Source organism: Lonsdalea quercina subsp. quercina (assembly GCF_000688655.1).
GTDB classification, from domain to species: Bacteria; Pseudomonadota; Gammaproteobacteria; order Enterobacterales; family Enterobacteriaceae; genus Lonsdalea; species Lonsdalea quercina.
Genome location: NZ_JIBO01000012.1, coordinates 41,708 through 56,462, shown reverse-complemented (window position 1 = coordinate 56,462; position 14,755 = coordinate 41,708). Strand labels below are relative to the sequence as shown.

Below are 14,755 nucleotides of genomic sequence, written 5' to 3'. Positions count from 1 at the left end.
GGCAATGTCAAAGGCTTAAGGTATGTCCGAGCAATTCCTCTATTTCTTTCAGCAACTGTTCAACGGCCTGACGTTGGGCAGCACCTATGCGCTGATCGCCATTGGTTACACCATGGTTTACGGCATTATCGGCATGATTAACTTCGCCCACGGCGAAGTGTATATGATCGGTAGCTATGTCTCCTTTATCGTGATCGCCGCCCTGATGATGATGGGCATCGACACTGGCTGGCTGCTGATTAGCGTCGCTTTTGTCGCGGCGGTCGTGATTGCCAGCGCCTATGGCTGGAGCATTGAACGCGTGGCCTACAAACCGGTGCGCAGCTCCAAACGCCTGATTGCGTTGATTTCCGCCATTGGGATGTCGATTTTCCTGCAAAACTACGTCAGCCTGACTCAGGGGTCGCGCGACGTTGCGCTGCCCAGCTTGATCCACGGTCAGTGGACGCTGGGTGAAAGTAACGGCTTCGCCGCCACCCTCAGCACGATGCAGTTGACCATCTGGGTGGTCACCTTCCTGACCATGCTGGCGCTGACGCTGTTTATCCGCTATTCGCGTATGGGCCGCGCCTGCCGCGCCTGCGCTGAAGATCTGAAAATGGCCAGCCTGCTGGGCATCAGCACGGACCGGGTGATCTCGCTGACGTTCGTGATCGGCTCGGCGATGGCCGCTGTCGCTGGTGTTCTGTTAGGTCAGTTCTACGGCGTCATCAACCCTTATATCGGCTTTATGGCTGGCATGAAGGCGTTTACCGCCGCCGTATTGGGCGGTATCGGCAGCATTCCCGGCGCGATGATCGGCGGCCTGATTCTGGGCATTGCGGAAGCGCTGACGTCCGCTTACCTGAGTACCGAATATAAAGACGTAGTGTCGTTCGCCCTATTGATTGTCGTGCTGCTGGTTATGCCCACCGGTATTCTGGGTCGCCCGGAGGTGGAGAAGGTATGAAACAGCATAACGTCTTTAATGCTTTCTTCTCGGCCTTCATCCTGCTGGTGTTGGCCTCATTCATGATGGGGATGCAACTGAGCCTGGACGGCACGAAGCTGGTGGTTCACGGCGCGGATAAGGTGCGTTGGTACTGGATTGCTACAGGTTGCGTCGTGGTCTTTCTGTTCCAACTGTTGCGTCCTCTGCTGGCGCGGGGCGCGCAGACGNTCTCCGGTAAGGGTCTGGTGCTGCCGAGTTTTGACGGCAGTACGCCACGGCAGAAAGGACTGGCGCTGCTGCTGATTGTCGCTGCGGTGGCCTGGCCGTTTATCGTGTCCCGCGGCACGGTCGACATCGCCACGCTGACGCTGATTTATATCATGCTGGGNCTGGGTCTGAACGTGGTGGTGGGGTTGTCCGGCCTGCTGGTCCTGGGCTACAGCGGTTTCTATGCCATCGGCGCCTACACCTACGCGCTACTGAGCAACTACTACGGGCTTGGCTTCTGGCAGTCTCTGCCGCTGGCGGGGCTGACGGCGGCGCTATCCGGCTTTCTNCTCGGTTTCCCAGTGCTCAGGCTACGCGGCGACTATCTGGCGATCGTGACGTTGGGATTCGGCGAGATTGTCCGTATTCTCCTGCTTAACAACACGGAGTGGACCGGCGGCCCGAACGGCATCAGCCAAATTCCCAAGCCAACGCTGTTCGGACTGGAGTTCAGCCGCACGCCGCGTGAGGGCGGATGGGATACGTTCCACAACTTCTTCGGACTCGCTTACGATCCCGGCGACCGCATCATCTTCCTGTATTTGGTTGCGCTACTGCTGGTGGTGCTGACGCTGTTCATCATCAACCGTCTGCTACGTATGCCGCTGGGCCGCGCCTGGGAAGCGCTGCGCGAGGATGAGATCGCCTGCCGTTCGCTGGGTCTCAGCCCGACCAAAATCAAACTGACGGCCTTTACCATCAGCGCCGCCTTCGCCGGTTTTGCCGGAACCCTGTTTGCCGCCCGTCAGGGATTTATCAGCCCTGAGTCCTTTACCTTCGCCGAGTCCGCCTTCGTGCTGGCCATCGTGGTGCTGGGCGGCATGGGGTCGCAGTTTGCGGTGATTCTGGCGGCGGTGCTGCTGGTGGTTTCCCGTGAATTAATGCGCGACCTCAACGAGTACAGCATGCTGTTGCTGGGCGCCCTGATGGTGCTGATGATGATCTGGCGTCCGCAGGGACTGTTGCCGATGAAACGACCGCAGATGAAGCTGAAGGTTGAGGATAAGGAAGGACAGGCATGAGCACGCAGCCACTATTATCGGTACGGGGCCTGATGATGCGTTTCGGCGGTCTGTTGGCCGTCAACAATGTCGAGCTGGACCTGCATGCCGGTGAAATCGTCTCGTTGATCGGCCCCAACGGCGCTGGCAAGACCACCATTTTTAACTGCCTCACCGGATTTTATCGGCCGACCGGCGGCACGATTCTGCTACGCGATCGGCATCTCGAATCGTTGCCAGGACAGCAGATCGCCCGGATGGGCGTCGTACGTACGTTCCAACATGTGCGGCTGTTCCGCGAGATGACGGTGATTGAAAACCTGCTGGTCGCTCAGCATCAGCATCTGAAAAGCGGCGTCTTCGCCGGGCTGCTGAAAACGCCTGCCTTCCGCCTTGCGGAAGCGGACGCACAGGCGCGCGCCGTCACCTGGCTTACGCGGGTGGGGCTGCGGGATCTGGCGAATCGGCAGGCCGGCAATCTGGCGTATGGTCAGCAGCGCCGCTTGGAGATCGCCCGCTGTATGGTCACGCGACCGGAACTGCTGATGCTGGACGAACCCGCTGCGGGGCTGAACCCGAAAGAAACCGATGAGCTGAACGNCCTGATTCTCGATCTGCGCGATAGCCATCAGGTCTCCGTGCTGCTCATTGAACACGATATGAAGCTGGTGATGGGGATTTCAAATCGCATCTACGTGGTGAATCAGGGGACGCCGCTGGCGCAGGGCACGCCGGCAGAGATTCGTAATAACCCGGACGTGATCCGTGCCTATCTGGGTGAAGGATAAGGTTATGTTGTCATTAAATCAGGTATCGGCGCACTACGGTAAGATTCAGGCGCTGCATCAGGTCGACCTGCATATCAATCAGGGGGAAATCGTCACCCTGATCGGCGCCAACGGCGCTGGAAAAACGACGCTGCTGGGGACGCTGTGCGGGGACCCTCGGGCGTCTACCGGCTCCATCGTGTTCGATGGCAAGGATATTACCAACTGGCCGACGGCGCGGATCATGCGTGAAGCCATCGCCATCGTGCCCGAAGGCCGTCGGGTCTTTTCCCGCATGACGGTGGAAGAGAATCTGGCGATGGGCGGCTTTTTCGCCGAGCGCGAGCAGTATGACGCGCGTCTCGAACGGGTGTATACGCTGTTTCCGCGCCTGCGTGAACGTCGCGCTCAGCGTTCCGGCACCATGTCCGGCGGCGAACAGCAAATGCTGGCAATCGGTCGGGCGTTAATGAGTCAGCCGCGTCTGCTGTTGCTGGATGAACCCTCGCTCGGACTAGCCCCCATCGTTATCCAGCAGATTTTCGACACCATTCAGCAGCTGCGCGAAGCAGGGATGACCATCTTCCTGGTGGAGCAGAACGCCAATCAGGCGTTGCGCCTTGCCGACCGCGGTTATGTGCTGGAAAACGGCCGCGTGGTGCTGGAAGATACCGGGGCGGCGCTGCTGGCGAACGAAGCGGTGCGTTCCGCCTATCTGGGCGGCTAAACTACGCTTNGCCGGGCGTTTCCCGGCCTGTTTCTTGTCTTCCCTCTTCTTCGCCGAGCGGCGGATCGTTTTACGCTGCGTTTGTCTTTTGCGACCGCGACGGAAGAGCAGATGCATGAGGGCGTGGCGCGGCTGCGCCGGGCTTTGTCAATCAGGGCGAGTTCCATCAGAAGTAAAAAGCCCCGCGTGAGCGCGGGGCTGTAGGGAGGATTCGCGGTCGCCGGCGGATTCGCCAACGCGCCATGCCGTGCAGGCCATTAGCCGGACTAGCACGACGTGCCGCTGTCAGGCGGCAACTCGCCGGAACGCCGCATCATCGCGGCAGTTCCGAGGGGACGTTCAGAAACGTTCCCAGTCGTCTTCGCTGCCGCCAGCGTTCGTCAACGCCGGTTTCGGCTGTGACGTGATTGCTGGTCTTTTAACGGGCGCTTTGGCGCCTGGCAGTGAGTTCGCGCCTTCCACCTTAAATACCTTCATCAGCTCGACCAGATTGGACGCCTGAGAGCTGAGGCTATCTGCGGCGCTGGCGGACTCTTCGACCAACGCGGCGTTCTGCTGAGTCACCTGATCGAGCTGGTTTACCGCATCATTGATTTGAGTGATCCCATCCTGCTGTTCGTGGGTGGTGACGCCGATTTCGCTAATCAGGTCTGCGACGCGCTGCGCCTGATCGACAATATCGTCCATCGTTGTGCCCGCATGGCCAACCAGCTTCGAGCCTGTTTCCACTTTCTCCACGCTTTCCGTAATCAAATCTTTAATCTCTTTGGCCGCAGAAGCCGAGCGCTGTGCCAGGGAACGAACTTCACCGGCGACGACTGCAAATCCACGCCCTTGCTCTCCAGCCCGGGCGGCTTCGACGGCGGCATTCAGCGCCAGAATATTGGTCTGGAACGCGATACCGTCGATGACGGTGATAATGTCGCTGATCTTATGCGAGCTGCTGGTGATTTCATCCATGGTATTAACGACGTCACCTACAACGGTGTTGCCTTTGGTTGCCGTGTCGCTGGCGGATTTCGCCAATTCCGTCGCCATACGCACGGTATCGACATTCTGTTTAACGGTCTGGCTGATCTGCTCCATCGACGCTGCTGTCTGTTGTAGATTCGCCGCCTGCTCTTCCGTGCGCTGGCTCAGGTCGGNGTTGCCCATGGCGATCTGGCTGGAGCCGGTAGCAATAGACTCACTGCTCTGGCGAACCTGATTCACCATATTGTTTAATCCGTTACGCATTTCGTCCATGGCGGCGAGCAGGCTGGTCGTATCTTTCTCGCGCAGTTGAACGTGGACGGCAAGGTTGCCTTTGGCGATAGCGCCGGCGATTTCAGCGGCGTAGGCTGGTTCACCCCCCANCTGGTTGATGATGCGACGGGTAATCAGCCAGGCTGTCATGCCGCCTAATACGGCGACGAGGACGGCTAAAGCCACCATCACCGCACCGGATCGGTTGGCTTTATGGCCAGACTGTTCGGCATCGCTGATGGTGGTTTCTTTCTGGAAGTTCAGAATGTTGTCGACGGCCTTGAAGATTTTATCCTGCTCATTGTGCACCTCTGTGAGGATCGTGTCTCTGGCCTCTTCCTGGCGGTTCGCCAGCCCGAATGTGAGCGCTTTTCTGACGGCCGCGACATAGCCAGGCTGAACCTGAGCCAGCTGACTGACATAATTCGACATCTCCTTCGAGGAAACGGAGCGGCTGACTTCATTCAAGGCGGCTGTATTNACCGTGATGATGTCTTCGATCTGCTTTTGTCGGCTCAGCATTTGGTCGCGTTCTTTCAGCAGCGCAATATCACGGACGGAGCGGGCAACGATGTTGACGTTGTCTTTAAACTCCTGGAACTGCAGCAGACGGGTAATACGGAGCTCGGACAACGTCTGAACGTTGGCGCTGATTTGCTTAAGCTGAAACAGGCCGAACAGAGCGACCATAAAGCCGATTGCGATGACCAACGAAAAACCACTGCCCAGCATAGTGCTGAGCTTCATGTTTTTTAGCAATTTCATAATGTCCCTTAGGGTTGGCGGACACCTGATTTTTCATGGTGAAGTCCGGGTGTCTAAAAATGTAAAGCGGGGCTGAGTGCGGTATGTCATTGGNAATCGCCTTTACTGCCATATGGCGACATACCATTTAGGAACCCTCGGGGGTCTTTATCGGCTGCGTTACACAAGCCTGTACTACCAATTTCCAAACATGTTGGTAACAGAACCCGGGCAAAGAGGGAGGTAATGTTAGGGAGGTGACAAAAATCTTCCAAAGCGGTTTATGTCGTTATCATATGCTTGCGATTATCCGACAAATCCTCGTAGTCCTTATATTCATTGTGGTTTTGTTAAGCCAGTGTTGGCGGTGGGTGACTCGACTCCCTCTTTTAATACCGTCTGTTTCGGCACATACATGCTGAATGTGCCTCTTTCAGGATTGTCATTTTTTTGTCATTTAAAAGTTATTTTTATGTCATCTGCACATGTCATGTTACCAGCCACATTTATGGCTCCCTCCGGGGGCTGAACGGTATTGTTGCAGGAGACTGGCATGTTGATACACGCAATCCGCACCGTCGCCGCCAGCGCCGTCATGGCGATGACCCTCACTTCCCAGGCGCAGGCGGTGACCGACATTCCGTTCTGGCACGCGATGGAAGGGGAACTGGGAAAAACGGTCAATTCGTTGGCGGACCGCTTTAACCACGACCAAAACGACGTCAGGATCGTGCCGGTCTACAAGGGCAACTATGAACAGACGCTGGCCGCGGGGATTGCCGCCTACCGTAGCGGCAACGCGCCTGCGATCCTGCAGGTCTATGAGGTGGGCACCGCCACCATGATGGCCAGCAAAGCCATCAAACCGGTTTACGAGGTATTCCGGCAGTCGGGCGTGCTTTTCGATGAGAGCGTGTTCGTACCGACGGTCTCCGGCTATTACACCGACGCCAAAAGCGGCCATCTGTTGTCTCAGCCGTTCAACAGCTCCACACCGGTGCTTTATTACAACAAAGATGCATTTAACAAGGCGGGCTTGGACCCGGAACAGCCGCCGAAGACCTGGCAGCAGATGGCGGAGTACACGGGCAAGCTGCGCGCCGCCGGCATGAAGTGCGGCTACTCCAGCGGCTGGCAGGGATGGATCCAGCTCGAAAACTTCAGCGCCTGGCATGGTCTGCCGTTCGCCAGTCAAAACAACGGATTTGACGGCGCCGACGCCGTGCTCGAGTTCAACAAGCCCGCTCAGGTCAAACATATCGCCCTGCTGGAGGCCATGCACAAGAAAGGGGATTTCACCTACTACGGGCGCAAGGACGAATCGACGGAGAAATTTTATAACGGCGATTGCGCCATGATCACGGCCTCCTCCGGATCGCTGGCGGGCATTCGCCAGTACGCGAAATTCAACTTCGGCGNCGGCATGATGCCGTATGACGCCGACGTGAAGGATGCCCCCCAAAACGCCATTATCGGTGGAGCCAGCCTCTGGGTCATGAACGGCAAGGATTTAGCTACCTATCATGGCGTGGCGCAGTTCATGCAGTTCCTGGCGAAGCCGGAGGTTGCCGCGGAGTGGCATCAGAAAACCGGCTATCTGCCGATTACCTCCGCCGCCTACGACTTAACCCGTCAGCAGGGTTTTTATGATCAGAATCCCGGCGCGGATATCGCCACCCGTCAGATGCTGAACAAACCGCCGTTGCCGTTCACCAAAGGTCTGCGTCTCGGCAATATGTTGCAAATCCGCACCATCGTGGACGAAGAGCTGGAGAGCGTCTGGACCGGCAAGAAAACGCCGCAGCAGGCGCTGGATGCCGCGGTACAGCGGGGGAACATGCAACTGCGCCGCTTTGAACAATCCACCCGATAAATGAGTGTCAGGCCGACAGGACTCGGCCTGCCCCTCTTGAGATAATCCGATGACTGCTTCCCGTCCCGTTTTTGGCCGCAGCTGGCTGCCGTATGCGTTGGTTCTTCCCCAGTTGGCGATAACGGCGCTGTTCTTCCTCTGGCCCGCCGGGCAAGCGCTGTGGTACTCCGTGCAGGACGTCGACCCATTCGGGCTGTCGAGCCGCTTTGCCGGGCTAACTAACTTTATCCAGCTGTTTCACGATCCTTACTACCTCGAGTCGTTCTACACCACGCTATGGTTCAGCGGGCTGGTCACGGTTTTCGGGCTGGTGATTTCCCTGTTCCTGGCGGCGTTGGTCAACCATGTGGCGTGCGGTCGCCGGATTTACCAGACGTTGCTGATCCTGCCTTATGCCATCGCGCCGGCGGTGGCAGCGGTGCTGTGGATGTTCTTGTTCAATCCGGGTCTCGGCATGATCGCCTACTGGTTGCATCACCTCGGTTATGACTGGAACCACGCCCAGAACAGTGGTCAGGCGATGCTGTTGGTGGTGGTGGCGTCGGTCTGGAAACAGATCAGCTATAACTTCTTGTTTTTCCTGGCGGCGCTGCAATCCGTGCCGCGATCGCTGGTTGAGGCGGCCGCGATTGACGGCGCGGGGCCGGTTCGGCGTTTCTTTAATGTGGTGCTGCCGTTGATCTCGCCGGTGAGCTTTTTCCTGCTGGTGGTCAATCTGGTCTATGCGTTCTTCGACACCTTCCCGGTGATAGATGCCGCCACCGCCGGCGGACCGGTGCAGGCCACGACCACGTTGATTTATAAAGTGTATCGCGAAGGCTTCGCCGGGCTGGATCTCGCCAGTTCGGCCGCGCAGTCGGTGGTGCTGATGATGTTGGTGATCGTACTGACGGTCATCCAGTTCCGCTTCGTGGAGCGTAAGGTGAACTATCAATGATTGAGAATCGTCGCGGACTGGATATTTTCAGCCATGTCATGTTGGCGGTGGCGCTGCTGGTGGTGCTGTTTCCGCTGTATGTCGCGGTGGTGACGGCGACGCTGGATCAGGCGCAGGCCTCGCGGGCGCCGATGACGCTCATCCCCGGCAGCCATCTCTGGCAGAACCTTAACGCCATCTGGCTGCACGGGGTGGGAAACAACAACAGCGCGCCGTTCGGCTGGCTGTTGATCAACAGTTTCATCATGGCGCTCGCCATTACGGTGGGGAAAATCAGCGTATCGATGCTGTCCGCCTACGCCATGGTGTATTTCCGTTTTCCTCTTCGGCAGGTCTTTTTCTGGATGATTTTCACCACGCTGATGCTGCCGGTGGAGGTGCGTATCTTCCCGACGGTGGAGGTCATTTCTCATCTGGGCATGATGAACAGCTACACCGGGCTGACGCTGCCGCTGATGGCCTCGGCCACCGCGACTTTTTTGTTCCGGCAGTGCTTCATGACTTTGCCGAACGAGCTGATGGAAGCGGCGCGTATCGACGGCGCGGGACCGATGCGCTTTTTCTTCGATATGGTGTTGCCGTTATCCAAAACCAATTTGGCGGCTCTGTTCGTCATTATTTTCATCTACGGCTGGAACCAGTATCTGTGGCCGCTGCTGATTGTGAGCGACGCGCGTCTCGGCACCGCCGTGGCGGGTATTCAAAGCATGATCGCCAGCAGCGACAGCCCGACTCGCTGGGAGCATGTGATGGCGGCGATGCTGCTGACCATGCTGCCGCCGATGTTGGTGGTGCTGCTGATGCAGCGCTGGTTTGTCCGTGGACTGGTTGATAGCGAGAAATAAGACGTTATGACATCGTTAAAATTACAGGCCGTCACTAAGTCCTACGACGGCAAAACGCAGATCGTCAAGCCCATCCATCTGGACGTCGCTGATGGGGAATTCGTGGTGCTGGTCGGTCCGTCGGGCTGTGGTAAGTCGACCTTACTGCGCATGGTCGCGGGCCTGGAACAGGTTACCAGCGGCGATATCTACATCGGCGACGAGCGGGTGACGGATCGGGAGCCGAAAGATCGCGGCATTGCGATGGTGTTCCAGAATTACGCGCTCTATCCGCACATGAGCGTCTACCAAAACATGGCCTACGGGCTGAAGATTCGGGGATTCGGCAAAGAGCAGATCCGCAAACGGGTCGAGGAAGCCGCGCGTATTCTGGAACTGCTGCCGTTGCTGGAGCGTAAGCCGCGTGAGCTGTCCGGCGGCCAGCGCCAGCGGGTGGCGATGGGGCGAGCCATCGTGCGCGAGCCGGCGGTGTTTCTGTTCGACGAGCCGTTATCGAATCTGGATGCCCGGCTGCGAGTCCAGATGCGGCTGGAGCTGCGGCAGCTGCATCAGCGGCTGGGGACCACCAGCTTGTACGTCNCGCACGATCAGGTGGAGGCGATGACGCTCGCGCAGCGGGTGATTGTCATGAACAAAGGCGTAGCCGAGCAGATTGGCCCGCCTGCCGAGATCTATCGCCGCCCGGCATCGCTGTTCGTCGCAAGCTTTATCGGATCNCCCGCCATGAATCTGTTCTCGGGCCGGATCGGCGACGATGGCGNCCGGCTTATCTTGTCCCCCGACCTGTCTCTAACGCTTCCCGCGTCAAAACCCGAGTGGCGGGGGCGGGGAGTGACGCTAGGCGTCAGGCCGGAACATATTCTTTTGGCGGAAGGCCCGGACAACGCCGTGGCGATGACGGTCGACACGGTGGAATTATTGGGTGCGGATAATCTGGCGTATGGACAGNGGGCAGGGCAGAATGTCGTCGTGCGCCTGTCGCACGAATATTGTCCGGCCGTGGGCGCTACCCTCTGGCTGCATGTGCCGGCCTCGTCGTGGCATATATTTGATTCGCAGAGCGGATTACGGATGGAACGATGACACACTCTTGGCCTTATCCTGCTTATGTCGCCCATCGCGGCGGCGGTTCACTGGCGCCGGAAAATACGCTGGCGGCGATTGACGCCGGCGCGCGTTACGGGCATCGAATGATTGAGATTGACGCCAAACTGTCGCGCGACGGGCAGGTTTTCCTGCTGCATGACGACACGCTGGATCGCACCACCAACGGCTGGGGCATTGCCGGCGAACAGACCTGGGAGCAACTGTCCCGGCTGGACGCGGGCAGCTGGTTCGGACGGACATTCCGCGGCGAGCATCTGCCGTCGCTGGCGGACGTGGCGCAGCGCAGCGTCCGTTACGATATTCTGGNCAATATTGAAATCAAGCCGNCCACCGGTGAGGAAAAAGAAACCGGCCGGGTCGTCGCGTTGGCGGCGCGCGAACTGTGGCAACATCGCGCCGTTCCNCCCCTGTTGTCCTCTTTCTCGGTCGAGGCGCTCGAAGCGGCTCAACAGGCTGCGCCTGAACTGCCTCGCGGGCTGCTGCTGGACGCGTGGCGTGAGGACTGGCTGACGTTGACGCAACGGCTGGCGTGTGTGTCGATTCATCTGAATCATGTGCTGCTCGACGAAGCGCGCGTGGCGCAGTTGAAGCAGGCCGGACTGAGGATTCTGGTCTATACCGTCAACCAGCCTGAACGGGCGGAAGACTTATTGCGATGGGGTGTTGACGCTATCTGTACCGACCGGATAGATTTGATCGGGGCAGCGGAGATCGCCGACTAAACCTGCCCGGCGGAGCCGGTATCCGCCATGGCATGTCGGTTAAATTTCGGCGTTTTCCATCCCTATTCGCACTTGATATTGGTCTCCGGTAGCCTCGCTTCTGCCAGGAAGGTAAGGAGCGAATCTGCCGCTATCAGGCAGCGTATGGGGCGATGACGCGAACGTTAAGGAAGAAGGGCGATGTCCGCGTTTATCGTTTCACTCTGGCACCAAATTTATTTGTCGTTACCGCTGTTCGTTCTGATTGCGTTGGGATACGGCCTCATCCGTATCGGCCGCTGGCCGACGGTCGTGCCTGATGCGTTAACTCGCTTCGTTTTCGCCATCGCACTACCCGCGATGCTGTTCCGTATGATGTGTGATTTCGCCGNCCGGCCCGCGGTGGATGCTCGCCTGCTGATCGCTTTTTTCGGCAGTTGCCTGGTGGTTTTTGTGCTGGGTCGCGTGGTGGCTCGACGGGTGTTCAAGCTGGACGGCGTATCCGGCTCCGTCTTTGCGCTGAGCGGTATTTTCTCCAACAACGTCATGCTAGGCCTGCCCATCGCTACGATGATGCTGGGACCTGAGGCGATCCCCTCCGTGGCGCTGGTGCTGATCTTCAATGGTCTGATCCTCTGGACGCTGGTCACCGTTTCCGTTGAGTGGGCCCGCAATGGCTCGCTATCCCTTCAGGGGTTCACCGCCACCGCGCGGGGCGTGCTCAAAAATCCGCTGATTATCGGGATTCTCTCCGGCACGCTGTTCGGCTTTACCGGCCTACCGTTGCCGGAGATTGCTGAGCGTTCGGTGACTATGCTGGGCCAGAGCGCCGTTCCGCTGTCGCTGGTGGCGCTGGGGATGGGGTTGGCGGAGTATCAAATCCGAGACGGCTGGCGAATCAGCGCGGCCATCTGCTTCATCAAACTGCTGGTGCAGCCATGGGTTGTGTGGGTGCTGGCGGTGGCCTTGGGCTTGCCGGAAATGGAGACGCGAGCCGTCGTTCTGCTGGGTTCAATGGCGGTGGGGGTGAATATCTATCTGATGTCGCGCCAGTTCAATGCACTGGGCGGACCGGTAGCCGCCAGCCTGCTGTTATCCACATTGCTGGCGGCGGTGACCACGCCGCTCATCCTGACGCTGATGGGCGTGCGAATCTAACCCTGCTTAGTTAAGGCGTGGTGGACGGCATCATGCGCTGTTGCGTTTGTTGCTGCTGTTGCCTGAGCTGTTGCTGCCGGGCGGCGCTGTTTTGCTGAATGCTTTGATTCAAGCGCTGCTGTTGCAACTTCTGGTCTTGCTGCATCTGCTGCTGCAACCGCTTCTGGCTGCTGATGCCGTTTTCAAACTGCTGTTGCTGGGTTGATGGCAAGGGGGCTGCATTTGCCGACAGGGTCATCGGCAAGAGTAAAACGCCGAGCATGACTGTCCGAATCACGTTGTGGTACATACGTCCTCCGCGGGAAAGCCGCTTGTCGCCTAAGTTTAGTCGTTAATCGTTTCGCCGTCGCCTGCAGGCTGGGGCGGTGTGCCGGGATACGATATACTGCCGCCACCTTTTTGACGACAGACGTTATCTGAATGTTCCATATTGCGCTTTACGAACCGCAAATTGCGCCTAATACCGGCAATATCATCCGGCTCGCGGCGAATAACCGGTGCTCTCTGCATCTCATCGAGCCGCTGGGCTTCGACTTCGAAGAGAAGAAATTGCGTCGGGCCGGACTGGATTATCACGATCTGGCCGTCGTCCAGCGCCATGCGAATTACGACGCTTTTTTGGCGTCGGTGCCCGGCTGTCGCATTTTCGCCTGCACGACGAAAGGCAGCCAGCCTTACGATCGTCCTGCCTACCAGCCCGGAGACGTGTTGTTGTTCGGTTCGGAAACGGCCGGACTGCCGGACGCCGTGCGCAACGGCATCGCGCCGGAATATCGCATCCGCATCCCGATGGAGCCGAACTGCCGGAGTCTGAATCTCTCCAATTCGGTGGCGATTATCAGCTACGAAGCCTGGCGTCAGAACGGATTCGGCGGCAGAAGTTAGCGTGTCCGCCGAGCATGTCTGGCGGGATGGGGGTTGAGTAGAAAAACGACGCTGCCGCGATAATACGGCGAAGCGGACAGTCGATGCTGCCAGCGCTCGTCCCAGCGACCATGTTGCACCAGCCCCAGTCGGAACGGCACCCGTAAGGACAGCAGCGCCGGAAGGTACTCGGTGTAATGGTCCACCGTGCTGCGGCCCTGATAAGTCTGCACTACCAGTTCGTCCACCACATCATTCAGTCGATTGAGTTGCGCGACTTCTCCGGTTTTGGCCCAGTCGAGCAGGCCGGTGACGCTAAGACGGTAGTCCGATGGCAGACGCTGCCTCAACTGCTGCAAAAAAGCGACGTAGCTGGAGAGATGATGGCTGGCGGCGTCGAAATCAATCTGAATCCCTTCCACCCGATTGCCGAGCGCTCGCCAGCGTTGGGCGATGTTCAGCATGCGCGCCAACTGAGGTTCGCCGACGTCCAGCGTGGAAACGCGAAACGATAACCACAGACGTTTTACCGTCAGCCTGCTGGCCGGCAGTCCCTGGCGCAGGAAGACCACGTCGCCCCGCCGCAGAGCGACTTCACCCTGATGAAGATACAGCGTCTCTGCCTGATGGAGCACCGGCTGAGGTTGTACGGCGGCCCACAGCCAGAAGGCGTTATAGTGAGCGGCGTTGACGGTCGTCGCGCCCGCATCAACGCCGGCGAACAGCAGGCTGGCGAAGAAAAAGCCGCGCGCTACCAGTAGTATTTGAGCTGCTCGGCCCATTGGCTGCCCTTAAACTCGGTTTTGAGCTGTCTGAACCAGGCTTTGCGAGTGGCCTTGCTGATGTCTTGAGAGCCGCAGCTGTTGTAGCCGCTGGGTGCGTAACAGTAGATCGCGCGGTAGAGCGCGTAGCTCTTGTCTTCCGGCGGCGCCTGCGGGTTGGCGATCACTTCCATATAGCCGTCCAGCCGATTGTACTCCTGGCCCTGATATTGCGTCTTGGCGTCGGTCAGATCGTTCAGCATATTGTTTTCGCCCCAGTCGAAACCCACGGTATTTCCAGTACGTAGGAAGAACTCGCCCAGACAGTTGACGGCGCGTGCGTCCTGCGGGTTGTGGTTCAGACGCACCACCGTTTCCTGCAGGCTCGGGCATTGGTAGCCTTCCTCGGTATCGCCGCCGTCCCAAGAGAAGGCTGTCAGATCTTCCTCATCCCAGCTCATGTTTTCAGTGCTTTTCAGCGGTGGAATGGTTGAGAGTTTTTCGCTGTCCTTCAGATACCCTGCGTAATCCCGGTGCGTCAGCTGCTTGGTCAGCAGCGTATCCAATGCAATAGCGCGTTCGGCGGGCGTCTGCTGTGGGCCGGTCTGTTGGCGCAATAGGNCGGCATCGGCGCTGACCTTAAGGATGGCGGAACGGAAGCGTAAATTTCTGACTGGGCTATTCGCAGCAAACACCTGTTCTGGATGACCGCTGTCGACCAGTGTCTGGGCCAGCGCCAGTTGGAGGAATTGCTGTTGGGTGTAGAGAGTGTGCATCGTCAGCAGATGACGCCAGTGCGATTCGGCATCCTGCCATCGCTGTAATCG

The 14,755-nt window shown here is 58.5% G+C and carries 14 protein-coding genes; 11 read left to right on the top strand and 3 right to left on the bottom strand.

Translation table 11 applies throughout. The features are described 5' to 3' along the window. Window positions 1-22 precede the first annotated feature (22 nt). From livH to livF, 4 genes are all read left to right on the top strand, one after another. Complete coding sequence (gene livH, locus RZ35_RS12550; protein WP_026743627.1) at window positions 23-949, top strand: high-affinity branched-chain amino acid ABC transporter permease LivH; 927 nt, start codon at window positions 23-25, stop codon at window positions 947-949. Beyond that, on the top strand, window positions 946-2,220 hold the full coding sequence (locus tag RZ35_RS12545; RefSeq protein WP_026743626.1) for a high-affinity branched-chain amino acid ABC transporter permease LivM: 1,275 nt from the start codon (window positions 946-948) through the stop codon (window positions 2,218-2,220). Before livH ends, RZ35_RS12545 begins: the two co-directional genes overlap by 4 nt. Next, window positions 2,217-2,987 carry a high-affinity branched-chain amino acid ABC transporter ATP-binding protein LivG gene (gene livG, locus RZ35_RS12540; protein WP_026743625.1) on the top strand — a complete coding sequence of 257 codons (771 nt, stop codon included), beginning with the start codon at window positions 2,217-2,219 and terminating at the stop codon, window positions 2,985-2,987. The genes RZ35_RS12545 and livG overlap by 4 nt, the downstream gene beginning before the upstream one ends. A 4-nt stretch (window positions 2,988-2,991) precedes the next feature. After that, window positions 2,992-3,693 carry a high-affinity branched-chain amino acid ABC transporter ATP-binding protein LivF gene (gene livF, locus RZ35_RS12535; protein ID WP_026743624.1) on the top strand — a complete coding sequence of 234 codons (702 nt, stop codon included), beginning with the start codon at window positions 2,992-2,994 and terminating at the stop codon, window positions 3,691-3,693. 339 nt (window positions 3,694-4,032) lie between these two features. On the opposite strand, the gene RZ35_RS12530 is transcribed toward livF, so the two are convergent. Next, the gene (locus RZ35_RS12530; RefSeq protein WP_026743623.1) at window positions 4,033-5,703 is read right to left on the bottom strand and encodes a methyl-accepting chemotaxis protein; all 1,671 of its coding nucleotides are present in this window, start codon (window positions 5,701-5,703) and stop codon (window positions 4,033-4,035) included. Between the two features lie 532 nt (window positions 5,704-6,235). On the opposite strand from RZ35_RS12530, the gene ugpB reads away from it, so the two are divergent. The 6 genes from ugpB (at window position 6,236) to RZ35_RS12500 (ending at window position 12,303) form a co-directional block, all read left to right on the top strand. Continuing rightward, window positions 6,236-7,555: a sn-glycerol-3-phosphate ABC transporter substrate-binding protein UgpB gene (ugpB, locus tag RZ35_RS12525; RefSeq protein ID WP_036153369.1), complete on the top strand. Its 1,320-nt coding sequence runs from the start codon at window positions 6,236-6,238 to the stop codon at window positions 7,553-7,555. 49 nt (window positions 7,556-7,604) lie between these two features. Then, a complete protein-coding gene (gene ugpA / locus RZ35_RS12520) occupies window positions 7,605-8,492 on the top strand; it encodes a sn-glycerol-3-phosphate ABC transporter permease UgpA (protein WP_026743621.1) in 888 nt (295 codons plus the stop codon). Further along, window positions 8,489-9,337, top strand: coding sequence for a sn-glycerol-3-phosphate ABC transporter permease UgpE (gene ugpE, locus RZ35_RS12515; protein ID WP_026743620.1), 849 nt, complete (start codon window positions 8,489-8,491; stop codon window positions 9,335-9,337). The genes ugpA and ugpE overlap by 4 nt, the downstream gene beginning before the upstream one ends. A 6-nt stretch (window positions 9,338-9,343) precedes the next feature. Next, window positions 9,344-10,420, top strand: coding sequence for a sn-glycerol-3-phosphate import ATP-binding protein UgpC (locus tag RZ35_RS12510; RefSeq protein ID WP_026743619.1), 1,077 nt, complete (start codon window positions 9,344-9,346; stop codon window positions 10,418-10,420). After that, complete coding sequence (ugpQ, locus tag RZ35_RS12505; RefSeq protein ID WP_026743618.1) at window positions 10,417-11,166, top strand: glycerophosphodiester phosphodiesterase; 750 nt, start codon at window positions 10,417-10,419, stop codon at window positions 11,164-11,166. Before RZ35_RS12510 ends, ugpQ begins: the two co-directional genes overlap by 4 nt. 180 nt (window positions 11,167-11,346) lie before the next feature. After that, on the top strand, window positions 11,347-12,303 hold the full coding sequence (locus RZ35_RS12500; protein ID WP_026743617.1) for an AEC family transporter: 957 nt from the start codon (window positions 11,347-11,349) through the stop codon (window positions 12,301-12,303). 10 nt (window positions 12,304-12,313) lie between these two features. On the opposite strand, the gene RZ35_RS17430 is transcribed toward RZ35_RS12500, so the two are convergent. Next, window positions 12,314-12,592 carry a hypothetical protein gene (locus RZ35_RS17430; RefSeq protein WP_071999797.1) on the bottom strand — a complete coding sequence of 93 codons (279 nt, stop codon included), beginning with the start codon at window positions 12,590-12,592 and terminating at the stop codon, window positions 12,314-12,316. Window positions 12,593-12,723: 131 nt separating this feature from the next. Between RZ35_RS17430 and RZ35_RS12495 the strand changes: the two genes are divergently transcribed. Beyond that, the gene (locus RZ35_RS12495; protein WP_026743616.1) at window positions 12,724-13,188 is read left to right on the top strand and encodes a tRNA (cytidine(34)-2'-O)-methyltransferase; all 465 of its coding nucleotides are present in this window, start codon (window positions 12,724-12,726) and stop codon (window positions 13,186-13,188) included. Here RZ35_RS12495 and RZ35_RS12490 read toward each other — a convergent pair. Further along, window positions 13,185-13,949 carry a DUF3142 domain-containing protein gene (locus RZ35_RS12490; RefSeq protein WP_026743615.1) on the bottom strand — a complete coding sequence of 255 codons (765 nt, stop codon included), beginning with the start codon at window positions 13,947-13,949 and terminating at the stop codon, window positions 13,185-13,187. The genes RZ35_RS12495 and RZ35_RS12490 overlap by 4 nt on opposite strands. Between the last annotated feature and the right edge of the window lie 806 nt (window positions 13,950-14,755).